Genomic DNA, 17,762 nt, shown 5'->3' with positions numbered 1-17,762 from the left:
CGGGAATTGCTGTTTAACACGCAGTTCCAGTTCCATTTGTCTGGAGGATGGTGTGAGCGACAAGGTGCGGAAATCCAGGAACGGGCGATGGGCCTTCCGCCTCGTGGGGCTGGGGCTGATCCTTTTGGGTTGCTTCATCCGGGCGTGGGATCCGTACCCGGTTCGAATGACGCGCCTGATCTATTTCGACGTTTTGCAAAGATTATCCCCGCGGGAGTTCAATCCCGAACTCCCCGTGCGCGTCGTGGATATTGATGAAGCTTCGCTTGCCAGCTTTGGACAATGGCCCTGGCCCCGCACTTTGGTTGCGCAGTTGGTTCAAAATCTGGGTGACTACGGCGCCGCGACGATTGCGTTCGACATGCTGTTTGCCGAACCTGACCGGTATTCGCCGTCTCGCCTTCTCAATGATCCATCGCTGGCGGGCGTACTGACTGTGGAACGCCATGCCGAAAAGCTGGACAACGATGTCTTGCTTGGGATGGAAATGGCCTACTGGCCCGTGGTGCTGGGCGTTGCCGCGCGATTGTCAGCCAAAGGTGAACCCATTGCGGCCAAGGCCGGAATCGTTGAATTCGGGGAAAGCCCCGCCGAGGGGCTGATCTCGGTTCCGCATTGGACGCCGATCGCGCCACCATTGGATCGGGCGGCGGCGGGTGTCGGCGGGGTCAATGTCTCGCCCATCGGTGGGACCGGCATCGTAAGACGTGCACCGGTTCTTTGGAACGGTCCGGACGGTCCGCTGCCAAGCCTTGCCGTCGAAGCCCTCAGGGTCGCCCTGGGTGAGACCAGCATTTTTGTGGAAGGCGCGCCTGACGAGGCTGGCATCATGCTGGCCGTCGAAATCGCCGGATACCGTTTGCCGACAACCGAGAATGGCGAGCTTTGGCTGAAGTACCGGCGGGACAGCCCCGACCTTTACATTTCAGCCAAGGATGTTCTGGAAGGTTCCGATAACCCCGGGCTGCGATCCGAAATCGAAGGAAGAATTATCCTGATCGGAACCTCCGCTGCCGGTTTGTTCGATATTCACCAGACGGCACTTGGCGAAAGCGTCCCCGGTGTTTCAATTCATGCCCAAATGATCGAGCAGACTCTGACCGGGGAAATGCTCAGCCGGTCTGACATAACCGCAGCACAGGAACTGCTTGCCTTTGCGTTTCTGGGGCTTGTGGTGATTGCCGTCATGTCCAGCTTTGGTGCCATCGCATCCTTCATCGCCGGTGGCATAGCCGCCGCAGCCGTTCTTGCCATCAGTTGGCTGGTTTTTCAAAACCAATCCATCCTGTTCGATGCCACCTTCCCCCTGATTGGAGGCATCGCAAATTTCGGTCTGCTGGCGGGGTATCTTTTTGTTTCGACCGAGCGCGAAAAGCGCCAGATTCGAAAAGTCTTTTCGCATTACGTGGCCCCGGAAATCCTTGATGAAATGGAGAATTCGGGCCACCAGCTGCAATTGGGCGGAAAAAGTCAGGAAATCACCGTGATGTTTTCGGATATCCGGGGATTTACCGCTCTGTCCGAGTCCGCGTCGGCAACGGAACTTGTATCCTTGCTGAACGCGCTGTTTTCTAAGCTCGGAGATCAGATCCTGCATGAGCGTGGTACGATCGACAAGTTCATCGGTGACGCCATCATGGCCTTCTGGAACGCGCCTTTACCTGTTGCGGACCACCCGTGCCGCGCAGGGCTTGCCGCGCTCAGGATGCGGCGTGCCTTGGCACAGTTCAATGCATCCGAGATCATGCGGAACCGAAAGCCGATAGCGCTGGCAACCGGAGTCGCCACGGGGCAGGCCTGCGTCGGCAACATCGGATCGCAAAAACGGTTCAACTATACGGTTATTGGAGACGTCGTGAATGTTTCGGCACGGATCGAACAATGCTGTCGAACGGTCGAGTATGACATTGTCGTTTCAGACGCGGCGTATCAAGCCGGGCGAGATGACCTGGCATTTTTGCAGGCAGGCCAAGTTGACCTGAAAGGCAAAGCCAACCCAGAGCCCGTTTTTGTTCTGGTTGGAGATTCCGCTTTGCGGAGGACCGACGCGTTCCAGGAACTCGTTGCACGGCACGGTAAGTTGATTGCAGCATTGAGAACCCGAAAACCTCAGGGCGACATCGTGCGCATGTGTCAGCATTGCGAAGAACTTGCCGCAGATATCGAACCCGGATTGCGCCAGTTCTATCGCGCTTTGGCGGGTCGCGCCGCTGATTTCCGCGCGGCCTCATCATCCGGGCCGGTCATGTTCACCCGAAACACCAGAATAGCCGGTGGTGTTTAGGCGGCGCTGCATGGAAAAGTCGGCTGACTTCGGCCCCCAGAGCCCTGCGTCAGTGAGTGTCACGCGAGACGCGCGCCCTGTGCGTCGAAGCGATAGACCCTGCCCGGAGAATATCCAAATCGGATGCTCTGACCGGCTTCAACCTGATGCTGCCCGAACAGGCGCGCGGTGATCTGGTGATCCTGCATCATGGCAATCACGTTGGTGTCACCGCCCAAATGCTCGACATGGGTGACGTTTGCGACCACCGGACCGTCGTCAGACAAAAACAGGTCTTCCGGCCGGATACCCGTTGTAATGTCCGCGCTTTCGCCGATCATGCTGGCAGGAAAGAAATTCATCGACGGCGCCCCAAGAAAACCGGCCACGAACTGGTTGGCGGGATTGTTGTAAAGCTCCATCGGGCTGCCGACCTGTTCCACACACCCGTCGCGCAGAACGACGATTTTATCGGCAAGAGTCATTGCCTCGGTCTGGTCGTGGGTCACATAGATCATCGAAGCGTCAAGCTGCCGGTGCAGGTTCGCAATTTCCAACCGTGTATTCATACGCAGAGCCGCATCGAGATTGGACAGAGGCTCGTCGAACAGGAACAGCTTTGGTTCCCGGACGATGGCACGACCGATGGCGACGCGCTGGCGCTGTCCACCGGACAGTTCGGAAGGATACCGGTCAAGGTAAGGTTCGAGGTTCAGCATCTTGCTTGCCCTTTCGACACGCTCGTCGATGACCTGCCTGCTCTGGCCCTCCTGTTTCAGCGCCAATGACATGTTCTTGCGCACGTTCAAGTGGGGGTAGAGAGCGTAACTCTGGAACACCATCGCGATACCGCGTTTCGAGGGCGGGGTGAGGTTCATGAGCTCTCCGCCGATGCGCACTTCGCCCGACGTCACATCCTCGAGCCCCGCGATGACACGCAAAAGGGTGGACTTGCCACACCCCGAGGGGCCGACGAAGACGACGAATTCGCCGTCTTCCACCTCGATATTGATGTCTTTCAGAACCTCGACGGTGCCGAAGGATTTGTTCACGTTTTGCAGCGTCAGGGCGGTCATGTGCGTGCCTCTTTCAGCGAAATGGGTTGGCCAGTACGGATGCTTTCATCAGCGGCCAGGCAGATGGCCAGCGATTGCACGGCGTCGTTCATGTGGCGGGTCAGATCGAAATCTTCGGCGATGGCGCGCAGCATATAGGCCTGTTCAGCGTCGCAGAGTTCCTGATGGCCGGGCTCATCCGGCATTTCGATTGTCCGGTCGCCGTCAGGGCGGTGGACCAGAAGACCGCCAACCTTGGTGTGGCCGTCAATATCCGCGGATGCGCCCTTGTTGCCATCGGCGATTGATACCGATCCGTTGGGGGACACGATATCTTTCACGAAAAAGGCAGTCTCGGACATCATCGGGCCCCAGCCAGCCTCGTACCAGCCGACCGAGCCGTCTTCGAAGATCACCTGAAATTGGCCGTAGTTATACATGTCTTCGGCAATCTCATCGCTCAGCCGCAGGCCCATGCCATGCACGCGGACGGGATCGGAATCGGTGATCTGGCACATCACATCGACGTAATGCACGCCGCAATCGACGATAGGCGATGTCGTCTGCATCAAGGCCTTGTGGGTTTCCCATTCGACCCCGCTGCTTTGCTGGTTCAGGTTCAGACGGAAGACATACGGCCCGCCGAGATCGCGCGCCTCCGAGATCAGTCGCATCCATGACGGGTGGTGCCGCAGAATATATCCGATCACCAGTTTCCGGCCGGTTTCCACTGCTTTTGCGACCACGCGTCTGGCGTCCGCAACTGTCGTGGCCAGTGGTTTTTCAACAAAGACATGCGCACCTGCTTCCATTGCGGCGCAGGCGAAGTCTGCGTGGCTGTCGGAATAGGTTGCGACGACGACCAGATCTGGGTTTGTCTCGGCCAGTGCCGCCTGAAAATCCGAATAGGCCGGATAGCCTGACAGTTCGGGATGGTCTACATGACCTGTGCGGTTGACCAGCCCCACGATCCGTGCGTCGGGGTGGCGATGATGGGCCAAGGCATGGCTCAGGCCCATGTTGCCAAGACCAGCGATCAGAACCCGGGTCATTTGACAGCTCCTGAGGTGATACCACGGATCAGCTGGCGCGAGAAGATGACGTAGAGCACCAGAACTGGCAGGATCGCCATGCTGAGCGCGGACAGAACCGCGTTCCAGTCGGTCACAAACTGGCCGATGAAGACCTGGCTGCCCAACGTCAGGGTTTTGGTCTCTTCAGCGGGTGCCAGGATCAAGGGGAACCAGAGATCGTTCCAGATCGGGATCATGTTGAACACGGCGACGGTCGCCATGGCAGGCCGGACCAGAGGCAGCACCAACCGGAAAAAGATCGTGTATTCCGAAAGCCCATCGATGCGCCCTGCATTCTTCAGGTCATCACTGACCTGGCGCATGAACTCGGACAGGATGAACACCGCCAGCGGCAAACCCTGTGCCGTGTAGACGAAGATCAGGGCCCAGAGCGTGTTCACAAGCCCTGTGGCGACCATCATCTCCAGGATCGCCACGGTGCCGATGCGGATCGGGATCATGATCCCAAGCGCCAGATACAGGCCCATCAACATGTTGCCCTTGAACCGGTATTCGCTGAGGGCAAAGGCGGCCATGGCGCCGAACAGCAGGATAAAGGCCAGTGAAACAACGGTGACGATCAGCGAGTTCTGAAAGTAGAGAAAGAAATCCCCCTGCTTCATCACCGTCTGGTAGCCGATCAAGGAAAAGCTTTCGGCATCAGGCAAGGCAAGCGGCTCGCGAAAGATGGCCCGGCGCGTTTTGAAGCTGTTGATGATGATCACGAAAACCGGGAACAGCGCGATCAGAGTGTAAAGGATCAGCGCACCATGCATTGCGGCGGTGTTCAGTGGATTGGAGCGTGCCTTGTTCATTGCAGAGCCCTCACAGCTGATACCGGCGCATCCGGGTCTGGATGCCGAAAAGGTAAATGCAAACACCCACAAGGATGATGGCGAACATGGCGCCGGCAATGGCGGACCCCATATACGGATCACCCAGTTGCAGCTGGAAACCAAAGAACGTGCGGTACATGAAAGTGCCCAGGATGTCGGTCGAAAAATCCGGCCCCGCCAGCGCGCCCTGAGAGACATAGATCAGGTCAAACGCGTTAAAATTGCCCACGAATGTGAGGATCGAGATGATCCCGATCGAAGGCAGGATCAGCGGCAGTTTTATTTTCCAGAAAGCCGAAGCTCCGGTGATCCCGTCGATCTCTCCGGCTTCAAGAATTTCTTCGGGGATCGATAGAAGGGCCGCATAGATCAGCATCATCGGGATGCCGACAAATTGCCAGACCGAGACAAGCGCCAGAGTTGTCAGCGCGTATTCTTCCTTGCCCAGCCAAGGCGCGAACAGGGATTTCAAGCCAACCGCGTCCAGCATCGAGGGCGCAATCCCCCAAAGCGGAGACAGGATCAGTTTCCAGGCAAAACCCACGATCACGAAGCTCAGGATCGTGGGAATGAAAATGGCCGACCGGTACAGTGCGGCAAAGCGCAGCCTCGGGTGTGACAGGATCGCGGCCAAAGCGATGCCGATGGGGTTCTGCACCAGCATGTGGATCAGGAAGAACCAGAAGTTGTTGCCCAGCGCATTCCAGAATTGCTCGGACCAGAGCGGATCAAGGAACAAGGTTCGGAAATTCTCCAACCCCACATACACACGCGCCTGATCGACTTCGGTAAACAGCGCAAGGCGGAGCGTGTTGAACAAGGGCAGGATCATCACCGCCGTGTAAACCAGCACCGCAGGTGCAAGGAAAACGGCGATGTGCCAGCGTATGCGGCGGGTCTGCATGGGGATCTCCGGGGAAAAGGTGCCGGACGCGACGGGCCGCGTCCGGTGAGAGTGGTTCAGGTCTTACTGATGCGGTGCGTACCAGCTGGCCAGCCCGTCTTGCAGTTTCTTGCCCAAAGCCTCAGGGCTTTCGGTGCCCTTGATGGCTGCAACGGACGCACCCCAGGTCTCGTTTTCGAGGTTGGGCGTGCCACGTGACAGGATCTGATAGGTCGAACGGATGGTGCTCTCGCACTCATCCCGCCATCCGACGATTTCCTTGGCAAGGGGATCTTCCAGTTCAACCGGAGTATTGGACAGAGGGAAGAAACCGGGAACCGCATTGCCGAAAATGCTGGCGAATTCCGGGCTTGCGACCCAGGCCAGGAACGTGCGGGCAGCCTCCTGGTTTTCGCTGGCAGCGTTCAGACCGATGCCGATATCGGTATGGTCCGAGATATAGCAGGTGTCACCGGCATTTTGGACCGGCGGCTTGAAGGCGCCCATCTCAAAATCTGCCTGCGTGTTGAAACCTGCGATTTCCCAGCTGCCTGCCGGATAGATCGCAGCGCGGCCCAGCGTGAACAGGTTTTGGCTGTCGGGATAGGTCTGCGCCTCATATCCGTCGCCCAGATACGCGCCCCACTTGGCCAGTGTCGCAAAAGGTGCAACCCACTGTGGGTCGGTCAGCTTCTGTTCACCCTTGATCAAGGCCAGACGGCCTTCTTCGCCCTTCCAGTAGTTTGGGCCGATGTTGTTATAGCCCATCGTTGCGGCTTCCCACTGGTCGTTGGTGCCCATTGCCATCGGAATATAGGTGCCGTCTTCCTTGATCTTGTCCAACACCTCAAAGAATTCTGCCTCGGTGGTCGGAACCTCCAGACCCAGTTCGTTGAACGCATCCTTGTTGTAGATAAAACCGTGGATCACCGATGCCATCGGAACACAAAAACTGGCCGACCCATCGTCTGTCTGCCACGCCGATTTGGCTACGTCCGAGAAATTGTCCATCGCATCCAAATCGGACAGGTCGGTCAGATGGCCCGCTTCGTACAGCGCCAGAGAAGCATCGAACGGGCGGCAGGTGATCAGATCACCGGCGGATCCGGCTTCCAGTTTCGAATTCAGAACCGCATTGTACTCCGCCGGGGCTGAAGGCGAGAAAACAACTTTGATACCTGGATTGGCCGCCTCGAAAGCAGGGATGATCTTTTCCTGCCAGAGAGCGAGGTCGTCGTTGCGCCAGCTTTCGATTGTCAGCGTGGCGTCTTGCGCATAGGCGCTTGTGACCAGCGCCGTGCTCATCAGAGCTAGGCTCAGAACTTTGCGTTTCATTTGGTTTCTCCCAGGTTGCTATGTTCGTTATTTTCATTCAGCCGGTTCATCGCATGACGCAGATGGCCATTCGTTTCAGCCAGTCGCTTTTGTGCATCCTCTGCCGATGCGGCACCTGCGGCGACAAGTGCCGCGCATTTCAGGTTCCCATCCGCGGCCCTCAGGGCATCATCAGCACGTTCCGGTGATACGCCGGTAAGCTGGCACACGATTCCGTTGGCGCGTGCGCGCAATTTGTCATTGTCCGCCCGCAGATTGATCATCATGCCGTCCTGAATATGCCCAAGCTCAATGGCCATCAGCGTCGACAACGTGTTGAGAGCTATTTTCTGCGCAGTGCCGGCCCCCATCCGGGTTGATCCCGAGATCAATTCCGGAGGGGTCGCAAGCAGAACGGCATGGTCCGCCAGTTGTAACAATTGCGAACCCGCGTTGTTTGCAATCCCGATCACGGGCGTCCCCCGGTCGCGCGCCAATTTTGCGGCAGCGACGGTATAAGGCGTGGTGCCGCTGGCCGAGACCGCGATGAGCGTATCGTTGGCAACCATATCCGACACCTCTTGCGCCAGCCCATCAACAGCGTCCTCTACATCCCCCGGCATGTCTGCCGTGATCGGCATTCCACCCGCCATATGAATGCGGATCTGCTGCGACGGGATGGAAAAGGTTCCGCCAAGCTCAAGCGCGTCCGAGGCCGCCATGAGGCCGGAAGACCCCGCCGCAAGATATCGAAGCTTGCCGCCCGACCGGATCGTCTGGGCCATGGCCGTCGCCCCGCTGCAAATCGGGCCAAGCGCATCAAGCACTGCCGTTGCCGCTGACACCTGCGACCTCGCCAGCAGGCCGGCAACTTCGGCCAGCGGACGGGTATCAAGCCCATGCGCATCCTGATGCAATTGTTCTGTCGCCGGCGTAATCAAGTGATTCTCCCCCAAGAACTCTCGATATCATACCTTTTAAATACCATTAGTCTACCATTTATTTTTTTCCATATTTTTGGCCGATATAGCATGAAATTCGCCGCTTTGGTCGCAATTAGGACTTCAAAACACGTTAAAGGTATTATAAAGGTATGTATATGGCAAAGTCATCAAAACCCATGTTCCTGGCCGCCGACGGGGGCGGAACGCGTTGCCGCGTCGCCGCTTTTGTTGATGGCAAAACACACAGAGTCGAAGTCGGCGCAGCAAACGTGTCCACGGATTTCGAGGCCGCCTGCATCGAGCTGCAGCGCGGTCTGGAAGCTCTGGCCGTTCAGGCGGGCCGTTCGCCCGAGGAGCTTGCGCAAGCGCCCGCCTATCTGGGCCTGGCCGGGATAACAGGTGACGCAATTGCCCGGAAACTTGCGACGGCATTGCCATTTCGGCACGTCCGGATCGAAGATGATCGCGCAGCAGCTTTGCGCGGCGCATTGGGGGCCATGGACGGGTTTGTCGCACATTGCGGTACCGGTTCTTTTGTCGCAATGCAAAGGGGTGGCACGATGAAGTTTGCCGGCGGGTGGGGCCCTGTTCTGGGCGATCAGGCTTCCGCGCAATGGGTTGGCAAACGGGCGCTGGCCAAGACGCTGGAGCACACGGACGGCACGACCGGCCCTTCGGCATTGGCGCAGGATCTGCTGTCTCGATTTGGCGATGCCGCAGGAATTGTACGGGCCGCCGCTGACATGACGCCATCGGACTTTGGCGCCCTCGCCCCGCTTGTGACCGAGATTTCCAATCGCGGGGACGACTTGGCCAGATCCATCCTGCAGGACGGTGCGGGCTATCTGATCGACGTGATGAAGAAAATGGGCTGGAACGTTGGCCTGCCCGTTTGTCTGACCGGCGGAATTGGCCCCCTTTACGCGCCCTACCTGCCTGCGAACATGCAATCTGCTCTGGTCCAGCCCGCAGGCGATCCACTGTCCGGCGCACTTGCATTGGCACAGGCGTATCTGGAGGAAATCGAACATGAACATAGCTGATTTCCTGCGGCCCGAAGGATGGTTGGGGCACAGCTCGGGCCCGCGCTATGTACAGCTCCGTCAACGCCTTGAACAAGGGATCAAGGACGGCATCCTGCCTCCCAACAGTTCGCTGCCCCCTGAAAGAGAAATCGCCGAGATCACCGACCTGTCCCGTGTGACCGTACGCAAGGCCATTCATGAGCTGGTGCGCAAAGGTGCAATCGAGCAAAGACAGGGGTCTGGGTCGTTTGTTCGCGAACCCGTAGCGAAGGTTGAACAATCGCTGTCCCATCTGACATCGTTCACCGAAGACATGGAGCGGCGCGGGCTCAAGACGACCTCTACATGGCTGGAGCGCGGGGTTTTCCTGCCATCCCCGGAAGAAATGATGGCATTGGGCTTGTCGGCAAATGAACAGGTCGCGCGTATCTACCGCCTGCGAGAGGCAGGAGGACGCCCGATGGCGTTGGAAAAAGCGGCCCTTCCGCTCGATATCCTGCCGAACCCCACCGACGTGACGGGGTCGCTTTACTCTGTTCTTGAACAATCTGGTCTGCGACCGGTGCGCGCGATCCAGAAAATCTCGGCCATCAACCTCGAACCGCCCGAGGCAGAGCTTCTGGATGTTGCGGAAGGTACGGCCGGGCTTCGGATTCAACGCACCTCATATCTGCAAAGCGGGCGGGTCGCTGAATTGACCCGCTCGATCTACCGCGGTGACGCCTATGACTTTGTGGCCGAACTGCGCCTGTCAAATTGAAAGCCTGGGAAAATGCCTGACACAACCACTCAGATGCGGCGCGAGATCGATGAGATTCCCGACGCCGTAGACCGCCTTCTGACCGAGGGCGCGGAATTGATCGCGCAAACCGCCGACGAGATCCGGGCCCGCGACCCGCGGTTCCTGATCTCGGTGGCGCGCGGATCCTCGGATCATGCGTGCAGCTTTCTGAAATACGCCTCGGAACTGTTGCTTGGTTTGCCGATGGCTTCGGTCGGACCGTCGGTGAAATCCATCTACGGGGTCGACATGCGCTGCGAGGATGCAATCTGCATCTCTGTCTCACAATCCGGTCAGAGCCCGGATATCGTGCAGCTAACGCAGTCGCTCACATCCGGCGGGGCTTACTCGGTCGCGATCACGAACAACCCTGCCTCTGCCCTGGCCGAGGCGGCTGCGGCAACGCTGCCCATTCACGCGGGCCCCGAACTGAGCGTGGCGGCGACAAAGACATTCGTGACGTCTCTGGTCGCCGGGCTGTGGCTGATTGCGCAGGTGAAGCGCGAAGATCACCTGTTGCGCGCAATCCATGGGCTGCCGGACAGTTTGTCGACCGCAATCGCCTGCGACTGGAGCGCCGTGGCGGACGCGGTGGATGGGCGTTCTTTGTTTACCTTGGGCCGGGGCCTGTCTTTGGCAATCTCCAACGAAGCCGCGTTGAAATTCAAGGAAACCTGCCAGATCCACGCAGAAAGCTATTCGGCGGCCGAGGTTCTGCACGGCCCGGTTTCCATCGTGGATCAGGGCTTTCCAGTGCTTGCCCTGTCGTCCGGGGATGCAGCAGAGGACAATCTGGCCGAAGTTGCGGACGCACTGGCGTCCAAGGGCGCTGTGGTTTTCGCCACAACCGGCCGCGTGAAACACGCCACGGAACTGCCCCATGTCCGAACGTCGCATTGGATGACGGACCCGATACCGACAATCGCTGCGTTTTATGGAATGGTGGAGAAGGTGGCCACACAACGCGGGATCGACCCGGACACACCGCGCCATCTGAAAAAAGTGACGGAAACGGTATGACCAGCTCTACTGTTACCTTTGCGGGCGGCCCGATCTTCGATGGCACTGAATTGCGTGAAGGATATGCCGCACGGTTCAGAAACGGCGTGCTGGATGCGTTGCTACCTGAGGCCCAGATCGCACAGGATGACCAGATCGAGGATCTGCATGGCGACATCCTCAGCCCCGGCTATGCGGACTTGCAGGTCAACGGCGGCGGTGGCGTGATGTTCAACGACGATCCATCGGTTCACACGCTGACCCAAATCACCAGCGCTCATCGCGCGCTGGGTGCCACTCGCATCCTGCCAACCCTGATCACGGACACGGCCGAGAAAACCCGGGCCGCGATTGATGCCGCCATCAAGGCCGTTCAGACGGGTGTTCCCGGCATTGCGGGCCTGCATCTGGAAGGTCCGCACCTGTCTGTGCGACGCAAGGGCGCACATGATGCCGCCCTGATCCGCCCGATGCAGCAAACCGATCTGGAAATTCTGATCGACGCTGCAAAACACCTGCCTGCATTGATGGTCACGCTGGCACCTGAAAGCACAACCCCGCAACAGGTTGAAGAGTTGAAACGCGCGGGGGTCATCGTTTCTCTGGGGCATACGGACGCGCCTTTTGAAACCTGCCAGGCGTTTTCAAGGGCCGGGGCGCAGTGCGCAACGCATCTGTTCAATGCAATGAGCCAGCTCGGCAGTCGTGAACCGGGACTGGTCGGCGCGGCGCTATCCTGCGGATCGCTATCGGCGGGCTTGATCGCGGATGGCATCCACGTTCATCCCGATACGATGCGGATTGCCTGGGCCGCCAAACGCGGACCAGGGCGGATTTTCCTTGTCAGCGATGCGATGGCGGTCGCCGGAACGTCACTGACCGAGTTTCAGTTGGAAGGACGCCGCATCCGGCGGGAAAACGGCAGGCTGACTTTGGAGGACGGCACTCTGGCCGGGGCAGACTTGTGCCTGACAAAAGCGGTGCGGGTTCTGACGGAACAAGCTGGGATCCCCGTTCAGGATGCACTCGCCGCAGCGACAAGCGTTCCGCTTGGGGTGATTTCCGGTAAAAGCACAGGACTGAAACCTGACCTGTCGCAGATGATACGGATTGCCCCGGATCTGTCCGGGGTCAGACCGGTGCAACCCTGACCCAATCCTTGTTGGTCCGACCGGCTGCGCAGCGCACGCATGATGCCAATGCTGCGCGCGCTTAACGACGGCCAAATTCTGATTTTTCAAATCTTCACGAATAGAGCTGTCAACTTTTTGCGGGTGGTCCGCACCGATCCTTCGGCGCATATTTCAGGCATATGACATTTTTCAGGAGCATGCATGACCGCCAAGTATTATTCTCCACACGGTGGGCACCCTGGTCAGGAGCAATTGCTGACTGACCGCGCCGTATTTACTGACGCTTATGCAGTGATCCCAAAGGGAACGATGCGGGATATCGTGACCAGTTTTCTGCCGTTTTGGGACGACACCCGCTTATGGGTGATATCCCGCCCGCTAAGCGGCTTTGCCGAAACCTTTTCGCAATACATCATGGAGGTTCAGCCCGGCGGTGGCTCTGACCGGCCCGAGACCGATCCCGAAGCCGAAGGCGTTTTGTTCGTGGTCGAAGGCACAGCGACCTTGACGGCCGACGGCACGACCCATGAGCTGACGCCCGGCGGCTATGCCTACCTGCCCGCTGAATGCAACTGGACCTTACGAAACCGAGGCGGTGAGACCCTGCGCTTCCATTGGATTCGAAAGGCTTATGAAGCGGTGGAAGGGCTTGACCGCCCGGACGTTCTGGTTCTCAACGAAAATGAGATCACGCCGACGCCGATGCCCGGAACCGACGGCAAATGGGCCACGACGCGCTTTGTCGATCCAAGTGACCTGCGGCACGATATGCACGTGACCGTGGTGACTTTCGAGCCCGGCGCCGTCATTCCTTTCCTTGAAACACATGTGATGGAACATGGTCTGTATGTTCTTGAGGGAAAGGCCGTCTACAGGCTGAACAATGATTGGGTAGAGGTCGAGGCCGGCGATTACATGTGGTTGCGCGCGTTCTGCCCGCAGGCCTGTTATGCGGGCGGACCGGGTAAGTTCCGTTACCTGCTGTACAAAGACGTGAACCGTCATATGGCCCTGCGGCCGGGACCAGCGGCTTATCCGCAGCACCGGAGCCTCAAGACAGCGGCGCAGAAATAGTCCCGCCGATGGCCAGAGTTAACTGACGCGCCGCCTCGATGACGGGGCGGCTTAGGCGCGCGATTTCGGCTTCGCTGACGCGGCTTGTCGGTCCGGATACCGAAATCCCGGCTACAGCCTCTCGGTTGATATCGAAAACCGGCGCAGCGATACATCGCATACCCGCGTTTTTTTCTTCGTTGTCTATCGAGAAGCCCTGTGCCCTGACCATGGCAAGATCTTCTTTCAGCGCGGCCGGGCTGGTAATCGACCGGTCCGTGAAGGCCCGCAGTTCCGTCTTGGCCAACAGCCGGTCCAGCCGATCTTCATCCATATATGCCAACAAAGCTTTCCCGATGCCCGATGCGTGCATCGGAGACAGCGTGCCCGGTGGGAAAAACGCCCGGATGCTGGCATGGGTTTCCACCTGGCTCAGGAACAACACCATTCCTTCTTTTTCGACCCCCAGGTTTGCGGTCTCGCCGGTGGCCTCCATCAGCTTTCGCATCACGGGTCGGGCCCGGTCCACAAGGCTGGTGCGACGCAGGAAGCGCGAGCCGATTACGAACGCACGAGGACCGATGTGCCAGACCTGCTCGTCATGATCGAACTCGACAAGTCCCCTCCCCTCTAGTGTAACGAGAATTCGGTAAACTGTGGCGGGCGACTGGCCCATTTCGTCGGATAGCGCGGTTAACGCCTTGCCCTGCGCTTCACTCAAATACTCAAAAACTTCCATCGCACGGTCGAGAGATTTGATCGTGTTTTGCGCTGTCTTGTCGTCCCATCCCCGTGGTCTTCCACGGGCTTTTCTGCGGACTTCGCGAGTATTGTCTTGAGAATCCATAAAAACCCTTTGATCATTCGTGAAAGACTAATTCATGATATGAAAAATATAAGGCTCTGACAATTATAAATTAAATTCAAAACGCGGTGTTTTGAAAGGCTTTTTCAAAAATATATCGGGCGGAGCGGCTAGAACTTATTGTGTGGTCAACGACGGAAGGAGACCACCCATGAGCTTTCAAAATCCCGTTTTCATTCCGGGCCCGACCAATATCCCCGAAAGCCTGCGCAAGGCTTGCGACATGCCCACGATCGACCACCGCTCGCCGCTGTTCGGGCAGATTCTGCACCCAGCCCGCGCGGGTGTGCAAAAAATTCTGAAAAGCGACAGCGCCGAAATCTTCATTTTCCCTTCGACCGGAACCGGAGGCTGGGAGACCGCGCTGACCAACACCCTGTCGGCCGGTGACAAGGTTCTGGCGGCGCGCAACGGCATGTTCAGCCATCGCTGGATCGATATGTGCCAGCGCCACGGTCTAAATGTCGAGATCGTCGAAACCCCTTGGGGCGAAGGGCTGCCAGCCGATCGTTACGAAGAGATTCTGACCGCCGACACAAGCCACGAAATCAAGGCTGTTCTTGCCACGCATAACGAAACGGCGACCGGTGTGAAATCGGATATTGCCGCTGTACGCAAGGCTCTGAACGCTGCCGGGCACCCTGCAATGCTGTTCGTCGATGGTGTTTCATCGATCGGATCCATGGATTTCCGTTTTGACGAATGGGGCGTTGATGTGGCCGTCACGGGTTCGCAGAAAGGGTTCATGTTGCCTGCGGGCCTTGCCATCGTCGGGTTCAGCCAGCGGGCAATGGACGCGACCAGCACAGGGACCCTGCCCCGCACCTTCTTTGACGTGCACGACATGGCGAAAGGCTATGCCAACAGCGCATACCCTTACACACCTGCGGTTGGCTTGATGAATGGCCTCAATCAGGCCTGTGACATGCTGCTGGGTGAAGGTTTGGAAAACGTCTTTGCCCGGCATCACCGTATTGCCGAAGGCGTGCGCGCCGCCGTGGGCGCCTGGGGGCTGGACCTGTGCGCGGTGAACCCTTCGGTTTATTCTGACACCGTCAGCGCGATCCGTACGCCAAACGGTTTCAACGCCACCGATATTGTCACGCACGCGGCCGAAAAATACGGCGTTGCCTTCGGTGTCGGTCTTGGCAAAGTCGCGGGCAAGGTATTCCGCATCGGGCATCTGGGAAGCCTGACGGATGTCATGGCCCTGTCCGGGATTGCCACCGCTGAAATGTGCATGGTCGACCTGGGCCTGAACATCCAGTTGGGCTCGGGCGTGGCGGCTGCGCAGGAATACTATCGCGGTCATTCGGGCGCCATTCAAAAGGACGCCGCGTGATGAAGGACTGCAACATGTATATCCCTACCTACGAGGACATGCTGGCGGCACATGATCGGATTGAACCTTTCATCCGCCGCACACCGGTCCGCACATCAGACTATCTGAACGAGCTATCCGGTGCACAGCTGTTCTTCAAATGTGAAAACTTTCAGGAACCGGGCGCCTTCAAGGTTCGCGGCGCTGCAAACGCCGTGTTTGGCCTTGACGACGAACAGGCCAGGAAAGGCGTCGCAACCCATTCTTCGGGCAACCACGCCTCGTGCCTGTCCTATGCGGCAATGAAGCGGGGCATACCGTGCAATGTCGTCATGCCGCGCACAGCGCCACAGGCAAAGAAAGACACGGTGCGGCGCTATGGTGGGAAGATCACGGAATGTGAGCCCTCCACCTCGTCGCGCGAAGCAACCTTTGCCGAGGTTCAGGCCGCCACGGGCGGGGATTTCGTCCATCCCTACAACGATCCGCGCGTGATTGCCGGGCAAGGCACCTGTTCGCGCGAGTTCATCGAGCAGACCGATGGTCTGGATGCGGTTGTCGCGCCTATCGGCGGCGGCGGCATGGTGTCCGGCACCTGTCTGACACTTTCGACGCTCGCCCCGGAAACCGCGATCATCGCGGCGGAACCGGAACAGGCCGACGATGCCTATCGCAGCTTCAAGGCCGGCCACATCATCGCGGATGACGCACCCAAGACGATCGCCGACGGGCTGCTGGTGCCGCTGAAAGAGTTGACCTGGCATTTCGTGTCGAACCACGTATCCGAGATTTACACGGCATCAGAGCAAGAGATCATCGACGCGATGAAGCTGACGTGGAAACACCTTCGGATCGTGATGGAGCCATCTTCGGCCGTTCCGCTGGCCACGATCCTGAAGAACCCGGACGCATTCAAAGGCAAGCGTGTCGGCCTGATCATAACCGGGGGTAATGTCGATCTGGACAGGCTGCCCTGGCTGAACGCGTGACATCAATCCCGACATAGGAATACGGAAATGAAAGATATGACCAAACTCGACGAATTCGAAGTAGGCTTTGACATTCCGGCCAAGCCCGGAATGGATGAAGAAGATATCCAGACCCCCTCTCTTGTGCTGGATCTCGACGCGCTTGAACGCAACATCAAGAAGATGGGCGACTATGCCAAGGCGCACGGCATGCGCCACCGCGTGCATGGAAAAATGCACAAATCGGTAGACGTGGCCAAGTTGCAGGAGAAGATCGGAGGCGCCGTGGGCGTCTGCTGCCAGAAAGTTTCAGAGGCCGAGGTGTTCGTGCGCGGCGGCATCAAGGACGTTCTGGTGTCGAACCAGGTGCGTGACCCCGCCAAGATCGACCGTCTTGCCAGCCTGCCAAAGCTGGGCAGCCGCATTATCGTCTGTGTCGATGATCTGGACAATGTCGCGGATCTTTCAGGCGCGGCGGTGGATCACGGAACACAGTTGGAGGTCTTCGTCGAAATCGACTGCGGCGCTGGCCGGTGCGGTGTGACGACAACATCCGACGTGATCGAAATCGCCAAAGCGGTCGAAGCAGCCGAGAACCTGAAATTCACCGGCATACAGGCCTATCAGGGGGCCATGCAGCACCTCGACAGCTATGAAGCGCGCAAGGAAAAGCTCGACACCGCCATTGCCATGGTAAAAGACGCAGTTGAGGGCCTCAAAGCCGAAGGCATCGAGTGCGAATTGGTCTCGGGCGGTGGCACCGGTTCATACTACTTCGAGTCCAACTCGGGCGTGTACAACGAACTGCAATGCGGGTCCTACGCCTTCATGGATGCCGATTACGGCCGTATCCTGGACAAGGACGGCAACCGGATCGATCAGGGCGAGTGGGAAAACGCCTTCTTCATCCTGACCAGCGTCATGAGCCACGCCAAGGCGGACAAGGCGATCGTCGATGCGGGCCTCAAGGCGCAATCGGTGGACAGCGGTCTGCCCGTTATCTTCGGCCGAGATGATGTCGAGTACATCAAATGTTCGGACGAACACGGCGTCGTCATGGACCCGAAGGGTGTGCTGAAGGTCAACGACAAGCTCAGGCTGGTTCCGGGGCACTGCGACCCAACCGCAAATGTACATGATTGGTATGTCGGCGTTCGCAACGGCAAGGTCGAGACCGTCTGGCCCGTATCCGCCCGCGGACGCGCTTATTGATCCGAACTTGCCGTGTTTGGGAGGGCTGGCTCGGAAG

The 17,762-nt window shown here is 58.5% G+C and carries 16 protein-coding genes; 9 read left to right on the top strand and 7 right to left on the bottom strand.

Features of this window, described 5'->3' with window-relative positions; genetic code table 11:
- Nucleotides 1–52 precede the first annotated feature (52 nt).
- Nucleotides 53–2,284 (top strand): CHASE2 domain-containing protein, encoded by a 2,232-nt coding sequence (locus ACR3E6_RS19165; RefSeq protein WP_480488792.1) that lies wholly within the window; start codon nt 53–55, stop codon nt 2,282–2,284.
- A 59-nt stretch (nt 2,285–2,343) separates the two neighbouring features.
- Here the strand turns inward: ACR3E6_RS19165 and ACR3E6_RS19160 are convergent, their stop codons facing one another.
- The 6 genes from ACR3E6_RS19160 to ACR3E6_RS19135 all read right to left on the bottom strand — a co-directional run bounded on the left by ACR3E6_RS19160 (nt 2,344) and on the right by ACR3E6_RS19135 (nt 8,365).
- Nucleotides 2,344–3,339: an ABC transporter ATP-binding protein gene (locus ACR3E6_RS19160; RefSeq protein ID WP_171636408.1), complete on the bottom strand. Its 996-nt coding sequence runs from the start codon at nt 3,337–3,339 to the stop codon at nt 2,344–2,346.
- On the bottom strand, nt 3,336–4,370 hold the full coding sequence (locus ACR3E6_RS19155) for a Gfo/Idh/MocA family protein (RefSeq protein WP_480488790.1): 1,035 nt from the start codon (nt 4,368–4,370) through the stop codon (nt 3,336–3,338). The genes ACR3E6_RS19160 and ACR3E6_RS19155 overlap by 4 nt, the downstream gene beginning before the upstream one ends.
- Nucleotides 4,367–5,206 carry a carbohydrate ABC transporter permease gene (locus tag ACR3E6_RS19150; protein WP_171229417.1) on the bottom strand — a complete coding sequence of 280 codons (840 nt, stop codon included), beginning with the start codon at nt 5,204–5,206 and terminating at the stop codon, nt 4,367–4,369. The genes ACR3E6_RS19155 and ACR3E6_RS19150 overlap by 4 nt, the downstream gene beginning before the upstream one ends.
- 10 nt (nt 5,207–5,216) lie before the next feature.
- A complete protein-coding gene (locus ACR3E6_RS19145; protein WP_171118044.1) occupies nt 5,217–6,131 on the bottom strand; it encodes a carbohydrate ABC transporter permease in 915 nt (304 codons plus the stop codon).
- Nucleotides 6,132–6,194: 63 nt separating this feature from the next.
- Nucleotides 6,195–7,445, bottom strand: a complete 1,251-nt coding sequence (locus ACR3E6_RS19140) for an ABC transporter substrate-binding protein (RefSeq protein WP_209835070.1) — start codon at nt 7,443–7,445, stop codon at nt 6,195–6,197.
- Complete coding sequence (locus ACR3E6_RS19135) at nt 7,442–8,365, bottom strand: N-acetylmuramic acid 6-phosphate etherase (protein WP_171636414.1); 924 nt, start codon at nt 8,363–8,365, stop codon at nt 7,442–7,444. Before ACR3E6_RS19135 ends, ACR3E6_RS19140 begins: the two co-directional genes overlap by 4 nt.
- A 158-nt stretch (nt 8,366–8,523) precedes the next feature.
- On the opposite strand from ACR3E6_RS19135, the gene ACR3E6_RS19130 reads away from it, so the two are divergent.
- From ACR3E6_RS19130 to ACR3E6_RS19110, 5 genes are all read left to right on the top strand, one after another.
- Complete coding sequence (locus ACR3E6_RS19130; RefSeq protein WP_480488788.1) at nt 8,524–9,411, top strand: glucosamine kinase nucleotide-binding domain-containing protein; 888 nt, start codon at nt 8,524–8,526, stop codon at nt 9,409–9,411.
- Nucleotides 9,398–10,153: a GntR family transcriptional regulator gene (locus ACR3E6_RS19125; protein ID WP_171636418.1), complete on the top strand. Its 756-nt coding sequence runs from the start codon at nt 9,398–9,400 to the stop codon at nt 10,151–10,153. The genes ACR3E6_RS19130 and ACR3E6_RS19125 overlap by 14 nt, the downstream gene beginning before the upstream one ends.
- A 12-nt stretch (nt 10,154–10,165) precedes the next feature.
- On the top strand, nt 10,166–11,194 hold the full coding sequence (locus tag ACR3E6_RS19120) for an SIS domain-containing protein (RefSeq protein ID WP_171724577.1): 1,029 nt from the start codon (nt 10,166–10,168) through the stop codon (nt 11,192–11,194).
- A complete protein-coding gene (gene nagA / locus ACR3E6_RS19115) occupies nt 11,191–12,324 on the top strand; it encodes an N-acetylglucosamine-6-phosphate deacetylase (protein WP_480488786.1) in 1,134 nt (377 codons plus the stop codon). Before ACR3E6_RS19120 ends, nagA begins: the two co-directional genes overlap by 4 nt.
- Before the next feature lie 183 nt (nt 12,325–12,507).
- Nucleotides 12,508–13,380, top strand: coding sequence for a bifunctional allantoicase/(S)-ureidoglycine aminohydrolase (locus tag ACR3E6_RS19110; RefSeq protein WP_171724579.1), 873 nt, complete (start codon nt 12,508–12,510; stop codon nt 13,378–13,380).
- Here the strand turns inward: ACR3E6_RS19110 and bhcR are convergent.
- Entirely contained in the window at nt 13,358–14,206 is an 849-nt protein-coding gene (bhcR, locus tag ACR3E6_RS19105) for an HTH-type transcriptional regulator BhcR (RefSeq protein ID WP_480488784.1), read from the bottom strand. The genes ACR3E6_RS19110 and bhcR overlap by 23 nt on opposite strands.
- A gap of 169 nt (nt 14,207–14,375) precedes the next feature.
- Between bhcR and bhcA the strand changes: the two genes are divergently transcribed.
- The 3 genes from bhcA to bhcC are packed head-to-tail and all read left to right on the top strand — an operon-like array spanning nt 14,376 to nt 17,725.
- Complete coding sequence (gene bhcA / locus ACR3E6_RS19100; protein WP_480488782.1) at nt 14,376–15,566, top strand: L-aspartate--glyoxylate aminotransferase BhcA; 1,191 nt, start codon at nt 14,376–14,378, stop codon at nt 15,564–15,566.
- The gene (gene bhcB / locus ACR3E6_RS19095) at nt 15,566–16,534 is read left to right on the top strand and encodes a beta-hydroxyaspartate dehydratase BhcB (RefSeq protein WP_171636430.1); all 969 of its coding nucleotides are present in this window, start codon (nt 15,566–15,568) and stop codon (nt 16,532–16,534) included. The genes bhcA and bhcB overlap by 1 nt, the downstream gene beginning before the upstream one ends.
- Nucleotides 16,535–16,561: 27 nt before the next feature.
- On the top strand, nt 16,562–17,725 hold the full coding sequence (bhcC, locus tag ACR3E6_RS19090; protein ID WP_480488780.1) for a 3-hydroxy-D-aspartate aldolase BhcC: 1,164 nt from the start codon (nt 16,562–16,564) through the stop codon (nt 17,723–17,725).
- Nucleotides 17,726–17,762: the final 37 nt, after the last annotated feature.

The organism is Ruegeria sp. AL3 (assembly GCF_056536065.1).
This window is presented reverse-complemented; position numbering and strand designations above follow the sequence as displayed.

What these genes read in the sequence shown, in the direction of transcription:
- ACR3E6_RS19160 (WP_171636408.1), bottom strand. Translation starts at nt 3,339, where the DNA reads ATGACCGCCCTGACGCTGCAAAACGTGAACAAATCCTTCGGCACCGTC.
- ACR3E6_RS19155 (WP_480488790.1), bottom strand. Translation starts at nt 4,370, where the DNA reads ATGACCCGGGTTCTGATCGCTGGTCTTGGCAACATGGGCCTGAGCCAT.
- ACR3E6_RS19150 (WP_171229417.1), bottom strand. Translation starts at nt 5,206, where the DNA reads ATGAACAAGGCACGCTCCAATCCACTGAACACCGCCGCAATGCATGGT.
- ACR3E6_RS19145 (WP_171118044.1), bottom strand. Translation starts at nt 6,131, where the DNA reads ATGCAGACCCGCCGCATACGCTGGCACATCGCCGTTTTCCTTGCACCT.
- ACR3E6_RS19140 (WP_209835070.1), bottom strand. Translation starts at nt 7,445, where the DNA reads ATGAAACGCAAAGTTCTGAGCCTAGCTCTGATGAGCACGGCGCTGGTC.
- ACR3E6_RS19130 (WP_480488788.1), top strand. Translation starts at nt 8,524, where the DNA reads ATGGCAAAGTCATCAAAACCCATGTTCCTGGCCGCCGACGGGGGCGGA.
- ACR3E6_RS19125 (WP_171636418.1), top strand. Translation starts at nt 9,398, where the DNA reads ATGAACATAGCTGATTTCCTGCGGCCCGAAGGATGGTTGGGGCACAGC.
- ACR3E6_RS19120 (WP_171724577.1), top strand. Translation starts at nt 10,166, where the DNA reads ATGCCTGACACAACCACTCAGATGCGGCGCGAGATCGATGAGATTCCC.
- nagA (WP_480488786.1), top strand. Translation starts at nt 11,191, where the DNA reads ATGACCAGCTCTACTGTTACCTTTGCGGGCGGCCCGATCTTCGATGGC.
- ACR3E6_RS19110 (WP_171724579.1), top strand. Translation starts at nt 12,508, where the DNA reads ATGACCGCCAAGTATTATTCTCCACACGGTGGGCACCCTGGTCAGGAG.
- bhcR (WP_480488784.1), bottom strand. Translation starts at nt 14,206, where the DNA reads ATGGATTCTCAAGACAATACTCGCGAAGTCCGCAGAAAAGCCCGTGGA.
- bhcA (WP_480488782.1), top strand. Translation starts at nt 14,376, where the DNA reads ATGAGCTTTCAAAATCCCGTTTTCATTCCGGGCCCGACCAATATCCCC.
- bhcB (WP_171636430.1), top strand. Translation starts at nt 15,566, where the DNA reads ATGAAGGACTGCAACATGTATATCCCTACCTACGAGGACATGCTGGCG.
- bhcC (WP_480488780.1), top strand. Translation starts at nt 16,562, where the DNA reads ATGAAAGATATGACCAAACTCGACGAATTCGAAGTAGGCTTTGACATT.